This is a genomic window from Stenotrophomonas sp. YAU14D1_LEIMI4_1 (genome assembly GCF_003086815.1).
Taxonomy (GTDB): domain Bacteria; phylum Pseudomonadota; class Gammaproteobacteria; order Xanthomonadales; family Xanthomonadaceae; genus Stenotrophomonas.
Window position 1 is genome coordinate 3,113,251 of sequence record NZ_CP025997.1, and the last position, 20,974, is coordinate 3,134,224.

General features: G+C 68.0%; 14 protein-coding genes. 7 read left to right on the top strand and 7 right to left on the bottom strand.

Translation table 11 applies throughout. The features are described 5' to 3' along the window. Nucleotides 1-24: 24 nt before the first annotated feature. From C1932_RS14575 to prpB, 5 genes are all read right to left on the bottom strand, one after another. The gene (locus C1932_RS14575; RefSeq protein ID WP_108762644.1) at nucleotides 25-4,932 is read right to left on the bottom strand and encodes an alpha-2-macroglobulin; all 4,908 of its coding nucleotides are present in this window, start codon (nucleotides 4,930-4,932) and stop codon (nucleotides 25-27) included. A 170-nt stretch (nucleotides 4,933-5,102) separates the two neighbouring features. Next, the gene (gene prpF / locus C1932_RS14580) at nucleotides 5,103-6,281 is read right to left on the bottom strand and encodes a 2-methylaconitate cis-trans isomerase PrpF (RefSeq protein ID WP_108762645.1); all 1,179 of its coding nucleotides are present in this window, start codon (nucleotides 6,279-6,281) and stop codon (nucleotides 5,103-5,105) included. Nucleotides 6,282-6,331: 50 nt separating this feature from the next. After that, entirely contained in the window at nucleotides 6,332-8,950 is a 2,619-nt protein-coding gene (gene acnD / locus C1932_RS14585) for a Fe/S-dependent 2-methylisocitrate dehydratase AcnD (RefSeq protein WP_108762646.1), read from the bottom strand. Nucleotides 8,951-9,047: 97 nt separating this feature from the next. Further along, nucleotides 9,048-10,205, bottom strand: coding sequence for a 2-methylcitrate synthase (gene prpC / locus C1932_RS14590; protein ID WP_108753844.1), 1,158 nt, complete (start codon nucleotides 10,203-10,205; stop codon nucleotides 9,048-9,050). A gap of 36 nt (nucleotides 10,206-10,241) precedes the next feature. Beyond that, nucleotides 10,242-11,135 carry a methylisocitrate lyase gene (gene prpB / locus C1932_RS14595; RefSeq protein ID WP_108762647.1) on the bottom strand — a complete coding sequence of 298 codons (894 nt, stop codon included), beginning with the start codon at nucleotides 11,133-11,135 and terminating at the stop codon, nucleotides 10,242-10,244. A gap of 153 nt (nucleotides 11,136-11,288) precedes the next feature. Between prpB and prpR the strand changes: the two genes are divergently transcribed. Further along, entirely contained in the window at nucleotides 11,289-12,866 is a 1,578-nt protein-coding gene (prpR, locus tag C1932_RS14600; protein ID WP_108762648.1) for a propionate catabolism operon regulatory protein PrpR, read from the top strand. A 148-nt stretch (nucleotides 12,867-13,014) separates the two neighbouring features. Beyond that, nucleotides 13,015-15,804 carry an HD domain-containing phosphohydrolase gene (locus tag C1932_RS14605; RefSeq protein ID WP_108762649.1) on the top strand — a complete coding sequence of 930 codons (2,790 nt, stop codon included), beginning with the start codon at nucleotides 13,015-13,017 and terminating at the stop codon, nucleotides 15,802-15,804. A 74-nt stretch (nucleotides 15,805-15,878) separates the two neighbouring features. Here the strand turns inward: C1932_RS14605 and aacA are convergent, their stop codons facing one another. Further along, nucleotides 15,879-16,340 carry an aminoglycoside 6'-N-acetyltransferase gene (gene aacA, locus C1932_RS14610; protein WP_108762650.1) on the bottom strand — a complete coding sequence of 154 codons (462 nt, stop codon included), beginning with the start codon at nucleotides 16,338-16,340 and terminating at the stop codon, nucleotides 15,879-15,881. Further along, entirely contained in the window at nucleotides 16,337-16,936 is a 600-nt protein-coding gene (gene pdxH / locus C1932_RS14615; RefSeq protein WP_108762651.1) for a pyridoxamine 5'-phosphate oxidase, read from the bottom strand. The genes aacA and pdxH overlap by 4 nt, the downstream gene beginning before the upstream one ends. 40 nt (nucleotides 16,937-16,976) lie before the next feature. Between pdxH and C1932_RS14620 the strand changes: the two genes are divergently transcribed. The 5 genes from C1932_RS14620 (at nucleotide 16,977) to hemE (ending at nucleotide 20,963) form a co-directional block, all read left to right on the top strand. Further along, nucleotides 16,977-17,804, top strand: coding sequence for a kinase (locus C1932_RS14620; RefSeq protein ID WP_108762652.1), 828 nt, complete (start codon nucleotides 16,977-16,979; stop codon nucleotides 17,802-17,804). A gap of 74 nt (nucleotides 17,805-17,878) precedes the next feature. Then, on the top strand, nucleotides 17,879-18,421 hold the full coding sequence (locus tag C1932_RS14625) for a shikimate kinase (protein ID WP_108762653.1): 543 nt from the start codon (nucleotides 17,879-17,881) through the stop codon (nucleotides 18,419-18,421). Then, on the top strand, nucleotides 18,418-19,530 hold the full coding sequence (gene aroB / locus C1932_RS14630; RefSeq protein WP_108762654.1) for a 3-dehydroquinate synthase: 1,113 nt from the start codon (nucleotides 18,418-18,420) through the stop codon (nucleotides 19,528-19,530). Before C1932_RS14625 ends, aroB begins: the two co-directional genes overlap by 4 nt. A gap of 85 nt (nucleotides 19,531-19,615) precedes the next feature. Next, on the top strand, nucleotides 19,616-19,855 hold the full coding sequence (locus C1932_RS14635) for a WGR domain-containing protein (RefSeq protein WP_108753853.1): 240 nt from the start codon (nucleotides 19,616-19,618) through the stop codon (nucleotides 19,853-19,855). A 25-nt stretch (nucleotides 19,856-19,880) separates the two neighbouring features. Next, entirely contained in the window at nucleotides 19,881-20,963 is a 1,083-nt protein-coding gene (hemE, locus tag C1932_RS14640) for a uroporphyrinogen decarboxylase (RefSeq protein WP_108762655.1), read from the top strand. Nucleotides 20,964-20,974: the final 11 nt, after the last annotated feature.

Sequence of the window (20,974 nt, forward strand, 5' to 3'; positions counted from 1 at the left end):
CGCCACCGCGGCCCGTCCGCGCAATCACGGCTGCACCACCGTGATCGTGGTCGGGTTGCTGCGACCCACGCCACGCAGCAGCGGGCGGTACATGTCTTCCACCAGCGGCGGCGGCACCGTGTAGGTACCCGGGGTGACCGCGCGCACCAGATAGAAGACGTTCGCCTTGCTGCCACGGGACAGCTTCAGCGCCGCCACGTAGCGGTCGTCGCGGAACTCTTCGTGCTTGGTGTCGGCTGCCTCGCCGCGGTCGCTGATGGTGATGCCATCGACCACCACTTCCGCCCACTGCTTGGCGTCGCCCAGGTTGAAGTTCTCGATCTCCAGGCCGGCCGGCAACAGGTCGGTCAGCAGTGCATCGGGCATGGTGGTATCGGCGGTGACGGTGACGCGCACGATCAGTGCCTCGCCTTCTTTCAGCGGGCGCGGCGTCCACGGCTTGCCATCGGTGCCGTAGTAGCTGCGCTCCACGCCCAGCACGCTGTTGTCCGGTGCCGGTGCCGTGCGCGGAATGCCAGCCACGTCGATGCTGGCAAACATCGGCGGCTGCCCCTGCGGGCTGAAGCGCACGCCGCTGGCCAGTTCGCCAGCGCTGAAGTTGCGGCCAAACAGCTTGCGCTCACCGATCGCCTCGGTGCTGCCACCGATCACCAGCTCACCGGCGACCAGCGCCTTCTGGTTGGCCGACAACGCCTTGCCCAGGCGCGCGATGGCGACCTGTTCCTGGGTGCTCAGCCACATCCAGCCGGCATTGCGGCGTGCGTCCAGGCCACGGCCCAGATCGACGGCGCGGGCATCCCAGGCCGGCTTGGCCAGCTTGTTTTCATGGGTCAGCGCGATCATCAGCGCGTCGTCACGGATGGCACTGCCGTAGTCGCCGAAGTACGACGGCCGCTCGCTGCTGGACTTGGCGAACGCCGCCGCCAATGCAGCCTGGCCACGCTTGGCATCGCCCTGCAGCGACAGCGCCACGCCCAGATGGACCAGCGACAGGCCACCGACCGCCTTGCTGCGCTCGTTGTCGTACAGCGTGCGCAGGGTGCCCAGCGGGGCACGGTTGACCCGCGCCAGCACGTACCCCGAATAGGCCTGGTTGGCGAACTTCAGCTTTTCGCGTTCGTCCTGGCCATAGAACGGGTTGCCACCGGACAGCAGGTCCTCGCTCAACCGGTTCAGCGCCTTCTGCAGCACGTTGTCCGGCACGGCGAAGCCGGCGTCCTTGGCATCGAGCAGGAACTCGGTGATGTACGGGGTCAGCCACGGGTTCACGTAGCCATCGTCACCCCACATGGAGAAGTTGCCGTTGGCCACCTGCATCGATGCCAGTCGGCCGAACGCCCCTTCCATGCGCTCGCGACGGGTCTTGGCATCCAGGCCATCGGCACCCAGCATCGACGAGGTGGCCGGGTCCAGGATCAACGCCGCGTAGCCCTTGCTGGTGGTCTGCTCGGCGCAGCCATACGGATAGTTCAACGCACCTTGCAACGCACTGGCGAACGGAATGGGCGGCAGCGGGCTGACCAGCAGGCGCGCGTTCACCGATTCGGCCATCAGGCCCTCGGTCAGGCCGCCATCCAGGCTGACCGCGGCCAGCGGATCAAGCGTGCGCACCTGCGAGCGCACTACCTGCGGCCACGCCGCACGCACCGGCAGTTCGTAGCGTCGGTCGGCCTTGTAGCCGTTGCCGTCCACCCGCACCCGCACCTTGGCCACGCTGTGCCCTTCGCGTGCAGACAGCGGGAAGCTGAGCGTGCTCTTGGCATCGGCATTCAACTGCACGCTGCGCGTGCCTTCGGCCAGCGACAGCGGACCTTCGGTTTCCACCCGCACGTTGAACGCGCCCGGCTTGCCGGTGAAGTTCTGCACGTCCAAGGTGACCGTGCTGCGGTCGCCCGGGGCGAGCACGCGGGGCATGCTGGCTTCGGCCAGGATCGGTGCGCGCACCACGGTTTCCACGTCACGCTTGCCGTACTGGTCGTCGCTGTAGACCACCGCCGACACGCGCAGGGTACCGTTGAAGTCGGGCACCTTCAGGCGGATGCGGGCGATGCCCTTGGCATCGAGCTGCACCGGGCCGGAGAACAGGTCCACGGTCTGCACGCGCGCGGTCGGCCGCTTGGCCTGCGGCAGTGCCTGCAGGCCCATGTCGCCGCCGAACTTCAGCTTGCCACTGCCGCCGTCGAAGCTTTCGATCACCCGGCTGTAGATGTCGTAGGCATCGATGCCCAGGCGGCGTTGGGCGAAGAAATGCGCGCCGGCATCGGGTACCGGGAAACGGGTGATGTTGAGGATGCCCACATCGACCGCCGAGACCGTGACATGCGCGGTCTTGCCGGCCAGCTGCGGTGCGCTGACCGTCACCGGCAGGTCCTGTTCCGGACGCATCTGCTTGGGCGCGACCAGGCCCACGGCCACGGTGCGGCCCTTGCGGTCCATCGGCACGTGTACCACGCCCACCGCACGCGCCGGGGTGATCTTGCTGGGCGCGGTACCGCCACGGAACACCAGCGCGGTGATGTAGACGTCGTGGCGTTCCCAGTCGGCCGTGACCGGAATCTTGAAGGTGGCGCCCGGCTTGGCGTCGATCTCCTGCACGTACAGCATGCGATCGGATTCGACCATCAGCAGGCCCTTGCCGGCGTGCGGCGGGGTGACCGTCACCTGCAGGGTATCGCCGGCCTTGTAGCCGGTCTTGTCCAGGCCCAGCTTGACCTTGTCCGGGCGGGCGTCCAGGCCGCGGTTGTCATCGCCCCAGCTCCAGCCGGCACGGAACGGATAGCGACTGGTCAGGCCGGTGGACGGATCGAACACGTCCACCCGGTACTCGCCCCACTCCACCGGGAAATCGAAGGCCACCGCGCTGCTGCCGGCATCGACGGTGCGCGTTTCCTTGTTCTCGAAGCGGCGGGTGAAATCGTAGTCCCAGCGGTTGTCGTTGAAGGTCCAGTGGTAGTCGCGCAGCTCGCGCACCAGGGTCACCTTCAGGCCCTTGGCCGGCTTCGGCGTGCCCGCCGCATCCACGCGCAGCAGCTCGAAGCGCGCATTGCCATTGGAATCGGCGCCATCATCGGGGTTGAACAGCGGGCGCACGCCGACCAGGTCGTCCGCCGGCCACATCACCCGCTTCAGGGTGCGGGTGACCGTGCGGCCACCGGTCTCGTACAGGCTGCCCGACAGCACCACGGCAATCGGCGCCTTGGCCTTGGCCGCCTCTTCGGGCAGTGCAACGTCCTGGCGCAGCTGGCCGTTGGCCGGCAGCGTGGTGTCGATCACGTCCTTGGCATCACGCGGCAGCTGCAGGGTCGGGTCGCCGAAGAAGTAGCCCGGCAGGCCCTCCACCGGCTTCTGCTCGGCGGCCACGGCCATGCGCGCGGTGAAGCGGTTGCCATCGGCCGGCGCACCATACAGATAGGCGCCGTTGGCCTGCAGGCGCAGTTCCTCGCCCGGCTTCAGCGTCTTCTGCGCGCTGTCCAGGTCCAGCTTCATGCGCTCGGGCAGGAACTCCTCGATGCGCAGGGTCATGCCCTGGATCGCTTCCTTGCTGGCCGGATCGGTGCGGAACTCGACCTGCCAGCGCCCGGTCGGCGCCTCGGCGGGAATGACCTGCTCGAAATTGATGTAGCCCTGCTCGCCCGGCTGCAGGCGGGTCTCACGGAAGGTCTTGCCGTCGGGCTGCTTCAGGCGCAGGAACACCGGCTGAGGCTTGACCGGCTTGCCGTCGTTGTCGCGCAGCAGCGCCGACAGGCGCACGGTTTCGCCCGGGCGGTACAGATCACGCCCGGACCAGGCGTAGACATCGAACCAGGCGTTGTCACGTCCAGCCACGGCGAACTCGCTCAGGTCCAGCGCGGGCTGGTTGAACGGCAGGAAGCTGGTGTCCTTGCCACTGCTGGCCACCAGCACATGGGCTGCGTCCAGGGTGTAGTTCAGCAGGGCGTTGCCGTTGCCGTCGGTGCTGCCCTTCAGCACCACCTCGCCCTTGGCGTCCAGCACGCGCAGGTCCACGCTCTTCAGCGCGGCGCCATCCTTCAACGAAGCGGTGTGGACGAACAGCTTGTCCTTGTAGGCGCGGGTATGCAGGCCGATGTCGCTGACCGAGAAGAACGCGGTGTCGAATTCGCCTTCGTAATCACCGGTGCGCTTGAGCAGGGCGAAGTACAGGCCCGGTTCCTGCAGCTCCTTGATGTCCTGGGTTGGCAGATACGTCAGAACGCGCTCGTTCTGCTTGCCGCCCAGGATGAAGCGGTTGACGTAGACCGGCTCGGCCAGCTTGTTGATCGGGCTGCGCTCGTAGTCGCTGCTCAGTTCCCAGCTGCCGCGACGGCCGCCGCGCTGGTACTGGCTGAAGAAGGTCGGCAGGTCTTTCTCGCGCACGCGCAGGAACTCGACGTCCACTTCCGGCACGTTCACCGACACCACCGGCAGGCCGCGGCTATCCTTGGCCGGCAGCACGCTGCCCTGCGAGGCAAACCCGGCCACCGGCTTCAGTTCACCACTGAACACCTTCTGCTTCAGTTCCTTGCCCAGGCGATTGCCGTCGGCGGCCAGCAGGTCCGGGGACACGACCAGGCTGTATTCCTTGCCGGCCTCCACGAACGGGTAGCGCAGGGTCAGGCCGTCATCGGACAGGGTCCAGCTGCTGTCTTCGGTGCCGACCTTCTCTTCGAAGCGCACCAGCTTGTCGAAATCCTGGGTGCCGACCAGCGGGCGCGAGAACTCCAGTGCCAGCGACAGGCCATCATTCTTCTGGTCCGGATAGGCGCGCAGCAGGGTGAAGTCCTTCACCTGCTCGGCCTGGGCGGTGATCGCTTCACCACTGGCCTTGGGCAGCTGCCCACTGTCGTTGCGGCAACCGGCCAGGCCCAGCAACAGGCCTCCTGCCAGAACAGCCGCCGCCCAACCCCACCGCTTCCGCCGTGCCGGACCGCTCATGTCGTCACTCCTTGATCGAGGCGGCCATTATAGGGCCGCCGCGTCAAGGTGTTGACGGCGGCTGGCCGGCAGTCGCCAACCTTGGTTGGCGCCGGGCCCCACGCACGCGCTGGCGCGCGCCTGCCCACCAAGGTGGGCAGCTACCGGGGCTTCATGCAGCCACCGGGGCCTTATTCGGCCGGCACCCGCACCTTGCCTTCCATCAGCACCCGGGCGCTGCGGCTCATGATCGCCTTGGTCACCGTCCACTGGCCGTCCACCTGCCCGGCCTGGGCGCCGACCCGCAGGGTGCCGGAGGGATGGCCGAAGGTGACCGCCTCACGCTGGCCGCCACCGGCCGCGCGGTTGACCAGGGTGCCCGGAATCGCCGCGGCGGTGCCAATGGCCACTGCCGCCGTACCCATCATCGCGTGGTGCAGCTTGCCCATGGACAGAGCGCGCGCATGCAGATCGATGGCCGAGGCCGGGATGGCTTTGCCACTGGACGACACGTAGTCCTGTGCCGGTGCCACGAAGGCCACCTTCGGCGTGTGCTGGCGGGTCGCCGCCTCTTCCAGCTTCGAGATCAGGCCCATGCGCAATGCGCCGTGGGCGCGGATGGTCTCGAACTTCTGCAGGGCCGCCTTGTCTTCGTTGATGGCCGGCTGCAGTTCGGTACCGGTGTAGCCCAGGTCGGCGGCGTTGAGGAAGATGGTTGGGATGCCAGCGGTGATCATCGTCACCTCGAAGCTGCCCACACCCGGCACGTCCAGGGTGTCCACCAGGTTGCCGGTGGGGAACATCGCGCCGGCATCGCCGTCATCGGACGGATCGATGAACTCCAGCTGGATCTCGGCCGCCGGGAAGGTCACGCCATCCAGCTCGAAATCACCGGATTCCTGTACTTCGCCATTGCACATCGGCACGTGGGCGATGATGGTCTTGCCGATGTTGGCCTGCCAGATGCGCACCGTGCACAGGCCGTCGCGCGGCACGCGGGCCGGGTCGACCAGGCCATTGGCAATGGCGAACGGGCCCACCGCCGTACTCAGGTTGCCGCAGTTGCCGCTCCAGTCGACGAAAGCGGTATCGATGGAGACCTGGCCATACAGGTAATCCACGTCGTGATCCGGCACCGACGCGGCGGAAATGATCACGCACTTGCTGGTGCTCGACGTTGCCCCGCCCATGCCGTCGGTGTGCTTGCCATAGGGATCGGGCGAACCGATCACCCGCATCAGCAGCGCATCACGGGCGGGGCCCGGCACCTGCGCCGCTTCGGGCAGGTCCTGCAGGCGGAAGAACACGCCCTTGCTGGTGCCACCGCGCATGTAGGTGGCGGGAATACGGAGTTGCGGGAGAAATGCCATGAAAGATTCCTTGCAATGAAAGACGACCCGTTGCCGGGCCGTCGGTTGCCTCACGCCACCTTGGCGCCTTCCAGGAAGTCCTGTGCGAAGCGCTGCAGCACGCCGCCGGCCTCGTAGATCGCCACTTCCTCGTCGCTGTCCAGACGGCAGGTGACCGGCACCACCACGTCCTGGCCGTCGCGGCGATGGATGACCAGGGTCAGATCGGCGCGCGGGGTGCGCTCGCCCACCACGTCGAAGGTCTCGGTGCCGTCGATGCCCAGGGTCAGGCGGGTGGTGCCCGGCTTGAACTCCAGCGGCAGCACGCCCATGCCGATCAGGTTGGTACGGTGAATGCGCTCGAAGCCCTCGGCCACGATCGCTTCCACGCCGGCCAGGCGCACGCCCTTGGCGGCCCAGTCACGCGAGCTGCCCTGGCCGTAGTCGGCACCGGCGATGATGATCAGCGGCTGCTTGCGGTCCATGTAGGTTTCAATGGCCTCCCACATGCGCATCACCTTGCCTTCCGGCTCCACCCGCGCCAGCGAACCCTGCTTCACGCTGCCGTCGTCATTGCGCACCATTTCGTTGAACAGCTTCGGGTTGGCGAAGGTGGCGCGCTGTGCGGTCAGATGGTCACCACGGTGGGTGGCGTAGGAATTGAAGTCCTCTTCCGGCAGGCCCATCTTCGCCAGGTATTCACCGGCGGCGCTGGAGGCCAGGATCGCATTGGACGGCGACAGGTGGTCGGTGGTGATGTTGTCCGGCAGCACAGCCAGCGCGCGCATGCCCGCCAGCGTGCGTTCACCGGCCAGCGCGCCCTCCCAGTACGGCGGGCGGCGGATGTAGGTGCTCTGCGGGCGCCAGTCGTACAGCGGGCTGACCGCCGCGCCATGGTCCACGCGCACGTTGAACATCGGGTTGTAGACCTTGCGGAACTGCTCGGGCTTCACCGAAGCCTTCACCACGGCATCGATCTCGGCATCGCTCGGCCAGATGTCCTTCAGGCGCACGTCGTTGCCTTCGGCATCCACGCCCAGCACATCCTTTTCGATATCGAAGCGCACGGTGCCGGCGATGGCGTAGGCGATCACCAGCGGCGGCGAGGCCAGGAAGGCCTGCTTGGCATACGGGTGGATGCGGCCATCGAAGTTGCGGTTGCCCGACAGCACGGCCGTCGCGTACAGGTCGCGATCGATGATTTCCTGCTGGATCTTCGGGTCCAGCGCGCCACTCATGCCGTTGCAGGTGGTGCAGGCGAAGGCCACGATGCCGAAGCCCAACTGTTCCAGATCGGGCAGCAGGCCGGATTCTTCCAGGTACAGCTGCACGGCCTTCGAGCCCGGTGCCAGCGACGACTTCACCCACGGCTTGCGCTGCAGGCCGCGTGCATTGGCGTTGCGCGCCAGCAGCGCCGCGGCGATCACGTTGCGCGGGTTGGAGGTATTGGTGCAGCTGGTGATGGCGGCGATGATCACCGCGCCGTCGGGCATCAGGCCCTGCGCTTGTTCGCCACGACCGGCCGCCAGCTTGGCTTCATCGGCAATGCCGCGCTCGGCCAGCTCGGCGGTGGCCACTCGCTTGTGCGGGTTGCTCGGCCCGGCCATGTTGCGCACCACGCTGGACAGGTCGAAACGCAGCACGCGCTCGTACTGTGCAGTGACCAGATCGTCGGCCCACAGGCCGGTGGTGCGCGCGTAATTCTCCACCAGCGCTACCTGCGATTCCTCGCGACCGGTCAGGCGCAGGTAGTCGGTGGTCTGCGCATCGATGTAGAACATCGCCGCGGTGGCACCGTACTCGGGGCACATGTTGGAAATGGTGGCACGGTCACCGATGGTCAGTGCCGCAGCGCCTTCGCCATAGAATTCAAGCCAGGCGCCGACCACGCGTTCCTTGCGCAGGAACTCGGTCAGGGCCAGCACCACGTCGGTGGCGGTGATGCCCGGCTGCGGCTTGCCGGTCAGCTCCACGCCGATGATGTCCGGCAGGCGCATCCACGAGGCGCGGCCCAGCATCACGTTCTCCGCTTCCAGGCCGCCCACGCCAATGGCGATCACGCCCAGCGCGTCCACGTGCGGGGTGTGGCTGTCGGTGCCCACACAGGTATCGGGGAAGGCCACGCCGTCCTGCACGTAGACCACCGGCGACATCTTCTCCAGATTGATCTGGTGCATGATGCCGTTGCCCGGCGGAATCACGTCCACGTTCTGGAACGCCAGCTTGGTCCAGTCGATGAAGTGGAAGCGATCTTCGTTGCGGCGGTCTTCAATGGCGCGGTTCTTCTCGAATGCCTGCGGATCGAATCCACCGCACTCCACCGCCAGCGAGTGATCGACGATCAGCTGCACCGGCACCACCGGGTTCACCTTGGCCGGATCGCCGCCCTTGTCGGCGATCGCATCGCGCAGGCCGGCCAGATCGACCAGGGCGGTCTGCCCCAGGATGTCATGGCAGACCACGCGCGCCGGGAACCACGGGAAATCCAGATCGCGGCGGCGTTCGATCAGCTGCTTCAGCGAATCGACCAGGGTGGCCGGCTCGCAGCGGCGCACCAGGTTTTCAGCCAGCACACGCGAGGTGTACGGCAGCGTGGCGTAGGCGCCGGGCTGGATGGCATCGACGGCGGCGCGCGCGTCGAAATAGTCCAGCGTGCTGCCGGGAAGGTTCTTGCGGTAGTCGGTATTCATGGGCTGGCGGAATGCTTGGGGCGGGCCGGGTGCCGGCGATGCGGCGGCGAAATCACCCGGCCGGCAGAGGGCCGGCCGGGTGCAGACAGCAGGTGGATCAGGCGCGCTTGTCGATGGCGACGAACTCGCGGTCTTCCGGGCCGATGTAGTTGGCGCTCGGGCGGATGATCTTGCCGTCGATGCGCTGTTCGACGATGTGCGCGCTCCAGCCGGCGGTGCGGGCGATCACGAACAGGGGGGTGAACATGGCCGTCGGCACGCCCATCATGTGGTAGCTGACCGCGCTGAACCAGTCCAGGTTCGGGAACATCTTCTTGATGTCCCACATCACCGATTCCAGGCGCTCGGCGATGTCGTACATCTTCATGCTGGACTGCTCTTCGGACAGCTCGCGGGCCACGTCCTTGATGACCTTGTTGCGCGGGTCGGACACGGTGTAGACCGGGTGGCCGAAACCGATCACCACTTCCTTGCGCTCGACGCGGGCCTTGATGTCTTCCTCGGCTTCATCCGGGCTGTCGTAGCGCTTCTGCACTTCGAAGGCCACTTCATTGGCGCCACCGTGCTTGGGGCCGCGCAGCGCGCCGATGCCACCACAGATCGCGCTGTACATGTCGCTGCCGGTACCGGCGATGACACGGCAGGTGAAGGTGGAAGCATTGAACTCGTGCTCGGCGTACAGGATCAGCGAGGTGTGCATCGCACGCACCCACGAATCCTGCGGCTTTTCGCCGTGCAGCAGGTGCAGGAAGTGGCCACCGATGGAGTCGTCGTCGGTTTCCACGTCGATGGCGCGGCCGTTGTGGCTCCAGTGGTACCAGTACAGCAGCATCGAGCCCAGGCAGGCCATCAGCTTGTCGGCGATGTCACGCGCGCCCGGATGGTTGTGGTCATCCTTTTCCGGCGCCACGCAGCCGAGCACCGAAACGCCGGTGCGCATCACGTCCATCGGGTGGGCCGACGGCGGCAGCTCTTCCAGCGCGGCCTTCACCGCGGCCGGAATGCCGCGCAGCGACTTCAGCTTGGCCTTGTACGAGACCAGTTCGGCGCGGGTCGGCAGCTTGCCGTGCACCAGCAGGTAGGCGATCTCCTCGAACTCGCTGGTATTGGCCAGGTCCAGGATGTCGTAGCCGCGGTAGTGCAGGTCGTTGCCACTGCGGCCCACGCTGCACAGCGCGGTGTTGCCGGCGGCGGTGCCGGACAGGGCGACGGACTTCTTCGGCTTGAAGGTCGGGGTTGCGGTCGTATCGTTCATGTTTTCCCTCCGAAAACTGATGGTGCAGGGTACTGCTTATTTCTTGGCGGCGAACAGGGCGTCGAGCTGCTGTTCGAAGGCGTGGTAACCGATGCGGTCATACAGCTCTTCGCGGGTCTGCATGGCGTCGACCACGTTGCGCTGGTGGCCATCGCGGCGCACCGACTCATAGACGTTCTCGGCAGCCTTGTTGGCGGCACGGAAGGCCGACAGCGGGAACAGCTGGATGGCCACGCCGGCCGAGGCCAGTTCGTCGCGGCTGAACAGCGGGGTGGCACCGAATTCAGTGATGTTGGCCAGCAGCGGCACCTTCACCGCATCGACGAAGCGGCGGTAGGTGTCCAGGTCATAGGCGGCCTCGGCGAAGATGCCGTCGGCACCGGCCTCGACGCAGGCGATGGCGCGCTCGATGGCCTTGTCCACGCCGTCCACCTGGATGGCGTCGGTACGCGCGATCAGGAAGAAGTCCGGGTCGGTCTTGGCATCGGCGGCGGCCTTCACCCGGTCGACCATTTCACCCTGCGAGACGATTTCCTTGCCGGGGCGGTGGCCGCAGCGCTTGGCGCCGACCTGGTCTTCGATATGGCAGGCGGCCGCACCGGCCTTGATCAACGACTTCACCGTGCGCGCGATGTTGAAGGCGCTCGGGCCGAAGCCGGTATCGATATCCACCATCAGCGGCAGGTCGCAGACATCGGTGATGCGGCGCACATCGATCAGCACGTCTTCCAGGGTGTTGATGCCCAGGTCCGGCAGGCCCAGCGAGCCTGCGGCCACGCCGCCGCCGGACAGGTAGATGGCGCGGAAGCCGGCGCGCTTGGCCAGCAGCGCATGGTTGGCGTTGATCGCGCCGATCACCTGCAGCGGCGATTCGGCAGCCAGGGCCTGGCGGAAGCGGGCACCGGCGGAAGCAGGGGTGGAAGCAGTCATGCGGCAGTCCAGTAGATAAGTCGAGGGTACAGGCGCAAACACCGTGCCAACGTGCAAGCCATTGATTTCAAAAGAGTGACCATTACCGAAACATGAAACATGTGAAACATTGAAACAGGCGTATCATGAAACATCCTCAGTGACGGCTGCGCCATGTACCTGCCCCGCTCGCCCCTGCCCCCTGTCGATGCCGATCGCCCGGTGATCTGGACCGTCAGCGTTTCGCGCCTGACCGGCCTGCTCGGCGATGTCATTCCCGAGTTCGACCGCCGCGCGCGCATCGAACAGATCAACCTCGGCTTCGAGGAGGCGGTGGAGGTGATCGGCCAGCGCCTGCGCCGCGAGCATTGCGACGTGGTCATTGCCGGTGGCTCGAACGCGGCCTGGCTGCGCGGCCGACTGGACTTGCCGCTGGTGCCGATCCAGGCCAACGGCTTCGACCTGATGGAAGCGCTGGCGCGGGCGCGGCGCATCGCCAGCCGCATCGGCCTGGTCACCCACGCCAGCGACGTACCGGTGTTCAGCAACTTCCAGCACAGCTTCGGGCTGGACATCGAGCACCGCCGCTTTGTCACCCGCGAGGACGCGCGCGACTGCATCGCCGATCTGCGCGCCAACGGCATCGAGGTGATCGTGGGCACCGGCATGGCCATCGACCACGCCGAGCAGATGGGCCTGCCCGGCGTGCTGCTGTACTCGGCCGACTCGGTGCGGCAGGCGTTCGAACATGCGCTGGAACTGACCCAGGCCCTGGCCCGTTCCGGTGGCGCCCGCCCCGCACCGCGCCGGAGTGCAACGGTGCGCAGCCAGGCGCACGAACTGCTGGGTGACAGCGATGCAATGGCACAGGTACGTGCACAGATTGCACTGTATGCACCCCACGACAGCACCGTACTGGTGACCGGCGAGACCGGCACCGGCAAGGAACTGGTGGCACGCCAGCTGCACGCCGCCAGCGGCCGCCGCGGCCGTTTCGTGGCACTGAACTGCGGAGCGATCAGCGAATCGCTGCTCGAGTCGGAACTGTTCGGTTACAGCGATGGTGCGTTCACTGGCGCACGCCGTGGCGGCCGCGTGGGCCTGGTGGAAGCGGCCGATGGTGGCACCCTGTTCCTGGATGAAATCGGGGAACTGCCGCTGCCCCTGCAGACACGCCTGCTACGGGTGCTGGAAGAACGCGAAGTGCTGCGCGTGGGCGCCACCGAGCCCACCTCGGTTGACCTGCGCGTGGTGGCCGCCACCCTGCAGTCGCTGGAACAGCGCGCGGCCGCAGGCAGCTTCCGTCGTGATCTCTATTACCGCCTGGCCGCACTGCGCATTGCCCTGCCCGCGCTGCGCGCACGCCGCAGCGATGTGCCGCTGCTGGTCCAGCACTTCTTCCGCCAGCTGCGTGGCATCGATGCGCCGTTGGCCGAGGAAGCCATGACCGTGCTGACCACCGCCGGCTGGCCGGGCAACGTGCGCGAGCTTCGCAACCTGGTTGATCGCCTGCGCATCCACTGGCAGCCGGGCGAAGGACTGATCGACGCCGCGCGCCTGCTGCAGCTCGCACCTGAACTGCTGCGCGAAGGCACACCGGCGCTGTCACTGGAAAGCAACGGCAAGCGCCCGCCCCGCGCCCGGCTGGAAAGCCTGCTGCAGGAACACCGCAACGACCGCGAAGGCATGGCCCAGGCCCTGGGTGTATCGCGCACCACGCTGTGGCGCTGGCTGCGCGCAGAGGGGTTGTAGAGTCGAGCTTGCTCGACTGCTTCTGTAGAGTCGAGCTTGCTCGACTGGCCCAAGCAGTCGAGCAAGCTCGACTCTACAAAGGCGTCCCAGCCCTGTCCGGTTATCCACGCAACCTGCGTAGGGCTATCGGCATAGGGGGGGAAGCCTGATGAGCCACGCCGTACCGGGTCCGCGCCAGTTCCGCATCCGCGTCCATATCACCGCGCTGACCATGACCTGCATGGCCCTGGTCGCCGCACTGCTGATCGGCTGGGGGGTGATCGCCACCTACCAGCGCCTGGGCGCGGATGCCCGGCAGCGCGCCATGCGCGATACCACCCTGCTGGCCGAACAGTTGCGCCTGCAGTTTGCCCCGGCACAGGTGGCGCTGGGCCAGATCGGCGCCGGCCAGCTGCCCGCCCTGGCCGACGAACGCAGCCGCCTGGAACACGCCGCGCCGCTGCTGGCCGCACTGCGCGCGGCACCGGTGGCGGCTTCGGTGTACGTGGCCTACCCCAATGGCGATCTGCTGCTGGCCCGGTCACTGGCGGTGCCGGCCGTGCGCGAAAGCGTGGCGGCGCCCAGTACTGCCGACATGCTGCTGCAGACGCTCAGCCAACAGGCCGACGGCACGCGCGTGTCACGCTTCCACTTCCTGGATGCGCAAGGCCGGCCACTGCCCACACGCCCGTGGCCCAGCCACGACTTCGATCCGCGCCAGCGCAGCTGGTACCAGCAGGCGTGGCAGCGCCCGGGCAGCGTGCATGCCTCGGCGCCGTATCGCTTTGCCACCACCGGCCGCATGGGCGTTACGCTGAGCGAACGTGCCAGCACCGCCGATGCCGTGGTCGGCGTTGATGTGGCGCTGGACGATCTGGCCCAGGTGCTGGCCACGCTGCGGGCCACGCCCGGCACCGAGCTGGCGCTGCTGCATGGCAACGGCGAGATCATTGCCAGCACGCTGGCCGCGCCAGCAGGCCACACCCCGCTGGCCCAGGTCCAGGCACGCGCCACGCACAACGGCCTGCCCGTGCAGTTCAACACCGCAGGTCGCACCTGGATCGGCTTGCGCTCGCGGCTGCAGACCGGGCACGGGCAGACGTTCGATCTGCTGGAAGCGCTGCCCATGGACGAGCTGGCCGCCGACGCGCGCCGGCGTGCCGCGCAGACGCTGGGCCTGGCGCTGTTGCTGACCCTGCTGCTGTTGCCACTGGGCTGGCTGGCCGGGCGCGCCCTGGGCCGCAGCCTGGTCGGCCTGCGCGAACGCAGCCTGCGTATCGCCCGCTTCGATTTCACCGGCGCGCCCCTGCCGGCCAGCCGCGTGCGCGAGGTGAGCGAGCTGTCGCAGGCCATCCAGCATATGGGCGGCACGATTGCCGCGTTCCTGGACCTGACCGAATGCCTGGCCACCGAGCCGCAGATGGAGCGCATGCTGCAGCGGGTGCTGGAGCAGATGGTCAAGGCCACCCAATCGCGTGCGGCGGCGGTCTATCTTCCAGACGCACCCACCGGCGCCCTGCACCGCACGGTCCAGGTGGGCACGCTGCACACACCCCTGCCTGCGCACATCGCGTGGCCGACCGACGACGTGCACGACCAGCCTCCGGCCGGACAACTGCGACTGCCCCTGCGCGGCCGGCAGGGCAACCTGCAGGGACTGCTGGTCCTGGAGCACCCCACCGATGCCGCCCACGACGATGCGGCCTTCCTGCAGTTCACCCAGCGCCTGTCGGGCATGCTGGCGGTGGCCATCGAGACCCGCCAGTTGTCCGAGGCGCAACGGCTGTTGTTCGAGGCACTCATCCGCCTGCTGGCCGATGCGATCGATGCCAAGAGCCCCTACACCGGCGCCCACTGCGAGCGCGTACCGCAGATGGCCATCGAGCTGGCCGAGCACCTGCACCAGGCCGATGACGGGCGCTACGCCACGTTCCGCATGAGCGAGGGCGAGCGTGAAGCGTTCCGGCTTGGCGCCTGGCTGCACGACTGCGGCAAGGTCATCAGCCCCGAGCACATCGTGGACAAGGCGACCAAGCTGGAGGTCATCCGCAACCGCATCCACGAGGTGCGCCTGCGCTTCGAGATCCTGTGGCGCGATGCGGAACTGTCCGCCGCACGTGGCGAAACCACTGCAACCCAGCTCGCCAGCCGAAAGCAGCAGCTGCAGGATGATTTCGCGTTCGTGGCCGGCTGCAACCTGGGCGGCGAGTTCATGGCCGACGAAGCCATCGCGCGCTTGCAGGCCATCGGCCAGCAACCCTGGCAGCGCCACTTCGACGACCGCCTGGGCCTGTCGGCCGCCGAGCTTCGCCATCTGCAAACCCAGCGCCCGCAGGCTCCGCCCCTGCCGGCCGCGGCCACCCTGCTGCAGGACCTGCCCGAACACCGCGTACCGTGGGGCAGTGACCGACCCGCCGTGGAAGCGGACGACCCGCGCAACACGCTGGGTTTCAACATGGAACTGCCCCCGTGCGAGCAGAACATCGGCGAGCTGTACAACCTGGGCATCCGCCGCGGCACGCTCACCGACGAAGACCGCTTCCGCATCAACAACCACATCGTGCAGACCTACGTGATGCTGAAGGCCCTGCCCTGGCCGCCGGGCCTGGAACAGGTGCCGGAGCTGGCCGCCACCCATCATGAGCGGCTGAACGGCAAGGGTTATCCGCGGCGCCTGCCCGGCGACCAGCTGGGGTTGCTGGACCGGGTGATGGCACTGTGCGACGTGTTCGAGGCACTCACCGCCGCTGACCGCCCTTACAAGCCGGCCAAGCCGCTCAGCGAAACGCTGCGCATCATGGCCCTGATGTGCAACGAGCAGCATCTGGATGCGGAACTGTTCCGCTACTTCCTGCGCAGCCGGCTGTGGGATGTATTTGCCGAGCGATTCATGACGGCAGCACAGCGCGACCCTGTGGACGTGGAGGCGCTGGAAGGCCTGCTGACAGCCCCCCGGTAGGTGTCGACCGTGGTCGACCGCTCTTGTAGCGTCGAGCTTGCTCGACTGGGAAAAGCGGTCGAGCAAGCTCGACCCTACAAAGCAGCGTCCAACGGCATGCGGAAGTAGACCACCCGCTCGGTCTCTTCGAAACCGCAGGCACGGTGCGCGGCATGCGCGTGCTCATCCTCGACGCGACTGTCCGAGGCCAGTTCGCGGCAGCCGGCCGCACGCGTCCAGTCCCGCACGGCCACCAGCAAGGCCCGGCCCAGAGCATGGCCCTGCCACGCTGGCTGCACGTACCAGCCTTCCAGAAAGCCTACCGGCGATGTGTCGGTACCGTTTACGTAATCGTGGCGCAGCCGCACTTCGGCAAAGCCCACCGCCCCGCCATCGGCCAGGCAGGCCAGGAACACCGCGCCATCGTGGTCGGCCAGCGACTGCGACAGTGCCTCCAGCGGCTCATCGGCATCGGGCCACAATCCCAGCCGCAGCTGTGCCCACACAGCCACATCGGCCGGCGTGGCCTTTCGGATAGTCGCCCCAGCGTCGCTCACGGGTACAGCAGGCGCTTGCTCCAGCGCCCCTCGGCACCGGCTTCATAGCACCAGCGCTCGTGCAGGCGGAACTGCGCGCCGTACCAGAACTCGATGCGGTCGGGCACCACGCGCAGGCCGCTCCAGCCATCCGGGCGCGGCACGTCCTGGCCTTCGAAGCGTGCTTCCACCTCGGCCACACGCGCATCGAATTCCTCGCGGCTGGCCAGCGTCTTCGACTGCAGTGACGCCCAGGCGCCGATCTGGCTCATGCGTGGGCGGCTGGCGAAATAGGCATCGGCCTCGGCATCGGCCACCGGCTCCACGCGCCCTTCAATGCGCACCTGGATGCCGGCCTCGCGCAGGCTGCGCCACAGGAACAGCAGGGCCGCCTGCGGGTTGGCCTGCAGCTCGCGGCCCTTGTGGCTGTCCAGATGCGTATAGAACACGAAGCCGCGCTCATCAAAGGCCTTCAGCAGCACGGTGCGCGCCGACGGACGGCCCTGCGCATCGGCAGTGGCCACGGTCATCGCATTGGGCTCGACCTCGCGGCTCTGCTTGGCCTCCTCGAACAGAGCGGCAAAGGTGGACAGGGCTTCGGCGTAAAGGTCGCTCATGGTTCGCTTCTTCTCACTCGGATTGGGCTATTGTGGCGGCATGGTTGCTGCTGCGTACATGCCCGTGGTGAAAGGATTCCCCGAAACGCTTGCCGAGCAGGCGCTGGATGACGCGCTGGCCAGTTCTGCCACGGTGCCAGTATTGGCCATCAGTGGCGTGCAGGGGAGCGGCAAATCGACGCTGGCCGCACAGGTGGTGGCGCGTGCCCGGTCACGCGGCCTGAACGCGGCGGCCCTGTCCATCGACGATGTCTACCTGACCCGCGCCCAGCGGCAACGCCTGGCCCGCCAGGTGCATCCGCTGCTGATCACCCGCGGCCCGCCCGGCACCCACGACCTGCCGCTGGCGCACGCCGTGCTCGACGCGGTGGCCGCGCGCCAGCCGCTGGCACTGCCGCGCTTCGACAAGCTGGCCGATGAGCGCCTGCCCGAAGCGCAGTGGTCGGCGCTGGATGCACCGCTGGACCTGCTGGTGTTCGAAGGGTGGTTCCTGGGCACGCCCGCGCAGACCGATGCCGAGCTGGACCGCCCCTTGAACGCGCTGGAGCAGGAGGCCGACCCGGACGGGCGCTGGCGGCGCTGGTGCAACCAGGCCCTGGCCGACCACTACCCCGCGCTGTGGCAGCGTTGTGACCGCCTGTGGTTCCTGCAGCCGCCGAATTTCTCGGTGGTTCCGCGCTGGCGCTGGCAGCAGGAACAGAACCTGCAGGCAGCGCAGCCCGGTCGGCATGGCATGACCCGGCCGCAACTGGAACGCTTCGTGCAGTACTACGAGCGGGTCAGCCGCCAGGCGCTGCGCGCCCTGCCCGCGCTGGCCGACCACGTGGTGCAGCTGGACGGGCAACGGCAGGTGCAGGCCGTGCGCTGACAACGCCGCGCGGATGCTTCCAAACGCAACCATCGTGCCGGGCCCGGGGCGTGAAGGTGTTAGCATCACAGGGCATGAATCCTGCTCCGAACCTGATCCTGATCGGCCCGATGGGCGCCGGCAAAACCTGCATCGGCCGCCGCCTGGCCGAACGCTTCACGCTGGACTTCGTGGACGTGGACCAGGCCATCGTCGATACCGCCGGCGCCAGCATTCCGACCATCTTCGAGCACTCCGGCGAAGCCGGCTTCCGCGCCCATGAACGCCAGGCCCTGGCCCAGGTGCTGGCTGGCCAGGGCCAGCTGGTATCCACCGGCGGCGGCGCCGTGCTGGACCCGGACAACCGCGCCCTGATCGCCCAGCGCGGCTTCGTGGTGCACCTGCATGTGAGCGTGGCGGCACAGCTGGAACGGCTGGCCCGCGACAAGGGGCGCCCGCTGCTGCAGCGCCCGGACCGTGAGCAGGTACTGCACGACCTGGCCGCCGTGCGCGACCCGCTGTACCACGCGCTGGCCGACATCACGCTTGACACCGACCCGTACACCGCCGCCGATGCGACCGCCCAGCTTGTCGTCAAGCTGGCCGCGCAATGGCAGCGCCAGGACCTGAACGCATGACCACCCCTTCTCTGCTGCAGGTCTCCGTTGCCGGCGACCGTCCCTACACCATCACCATCGGCGCCGGCGCCCAGGCCGACGGCGCTGCGCTGGCCTCGCACGTGCGCGGCCGCCACGTGCTGCTGCTCAGCGACAGCGAGGTGGCCCCGCTGTACCTGGCCGCCCTTCGCGAGGCCCTGCTGGCCGCGCGCCCGGACCTGATCGTGGGCGAACACGTGCTGGCCGCCGGCGAAGCATCCAAGACCCTGGCCGAATTCGGCCGCGCCATCGAAGCACTGGCCGCGCTGGGTGCCACCCGCGATGCCTGTGTGTTCGCCCTGGGCGGCGGCGTGGTCGGCGATCTGGCCGGCTTCGCCGCGGCCTGCTGGATGCGGGGCGTGGACTGCGTGCAGCTGCCCACCACCCTGCTGGCCATGGTGGATTCGTCGGTGGGCGGCAAGACCGCGGTGGATATTCCGGCCGGCAAGAACCTGGTCGGCGCCTTCCACCCGCCGCGCGCGGTGATTGCCGATACGCGCGTACTGGCCACGCTGCCGCCGCGCGAACTGCGCGCGGGCCTGGCCGAAGTGGTGAAGTACGGTGCGCTGGGCGATGCGGTGTTCTTTGAATGGCTGCAGCAGCACGCCGAGGCGCTGGTGGCCGGTGAGCAGGCCGCGCTGGCCGAGGCCATCGCACGCAGCTGCCGGCACAAGGCCGCCATCGTCGAACGCGACCCCTTCGAGAAGGGCGAGCGTGCGCTGTTGAACCTGGGCCACACCTTTGGCCACGCCATCGAGACCGAGCAGGGCTACTCGGCGCCCGGCCGCGATGCCCTGAACCACGGTGAGGCCGTGGCAGTGGGCATGGTACTGGCCGCGCGGCTTTCCACCGACCTGGGCCTGGCCGACGATGCCGACCGCGTGCGCCTGCAGGCGCTGCTGGAACGGCTGGGGCTGCCGGTGGCGATCCCCGCCGGGCTGGACCCGCAGGCCCTGCTGGGCCGCATGCGGCTGGACAAGAAGAACGTGGCCGGCCGCCTGCGCCTGGTGCTGTGGCGGGGCATGGGCCGCGCCGAAGTGGTGCCGGACGTGGATGAAGCGGCGGTGCTGAAGGTGCTGGGCGCAGGCTGAGCGGGCCCGTGTTCGCCGGGCATGGCCCGGCGCTGCCGACGGCGCGTTGCGGCAGGGCTCACCCCTGCCCCGCTACAATCGGCCCATGCATGTCTACCTGCAACATCCCGATGCCGGTGCGCAGGCGCCGCGCTTCCTGCGCCTGACCCTGCTGCCGGACCTGTTCGGCGGCTGGGAACTGCTGCGCGAGAGCGGCCGCGTCGGTGCGCGCTCGCAGCTGCGGCGCGAGCTGTTCCTGCAGGCCGATGAAGCCCGCCATGCCTTCGACAAGGCCCGCGATGCCGAACTGCATCGCGGCTTCCAGATTCTTTCGCACGGCGATTGAGCCGCTGCCCCTCTTCGCCCAAGGAATGCCCATCGTGACCAGCCCCCTCCGCAACGATCGCCTGCTGCGCGCCCTGCGCCGTGAACCGGTGGACTGCACCCCCGTCTGGCTGATGCGCCAGGCCGGCCGCTACCTGCCGGAATACCGTGCGACCCGGGCCAAGGCCGGCAGTTTCCTGGGCATGGCCAAGAACCCGGAAATCGCCTGCGAAGTGACCCTGCAGCCGCTGCGCCGCTTCCCGCTGGATGCGGCCATCCTGTTCTCGGACATCCTGACCATTCCCGATGCGATGGGCCTGGAGCTGTACTTCGTCGAAGGCGAAGGCCCGAAGTTCCGCCACCCGGTGCGTGACGAGGCCGCCATTGCCAAGCTGGCCGTGCCGGACATGGAACAGGACCTGGGCTACGTGATGGACGCGGTGCGCCTGATCCGCCGCGAACTGGACGGCCAGGTGCCGCTGATCGGCTTCTCCGGCAGCCCGTGGACGCTGGCCTGCTACATGGTGGAAGGCGGCGGCAGCAAGGATTTCGCGCGCATCAAGGCGATGGCGCTGAACCACCCGCAGGCGCTGCACCGCCTGCTGGCGGTGACCACCGAGGCGGTGATCGCCTACCTGGGCGCGCAGCGTGCCGCCGGTGCGCAGGCCCTGCAGGTGTTCGACACCTGGGGCGGCGTGCTTTCGCCGGCCATGTACCGCGAATTCTCGCTGCGCTACCTGCAGCGCATTGCCGAAGGCCTGGAGCGTGGCGAAGGCAGCGAGCGCACGCCGCTGATCCTGTTCGGCAAGGGCACCGGCCTGCACCTGGAAGCGCTGTCGCAGACCGGTGCCGATGCACTGGGCCTGGACTGGACGCTGGACCTGGACGAGGCCCTGCGCCGCACCGGTGGCCGGGTTGCCCTGCAGGGCAACCTGGACCCGACCACGCTGTACGCCTCGCCCGATGCGATCGCCGCCGCGGCCGCACGCGTGCTGGACACCTACGCGGCCGGCAACGGCGGTTCGCGCGAGGGCCACGTGTTCAACCTGGGCCACGGCATGTCGCCGGACATGGATCCAGCGCACGTGCAGGTGCTGGTGGACGCGGTGCACAGCCTCAGCCGTCGCTGATCGAGCCAAAT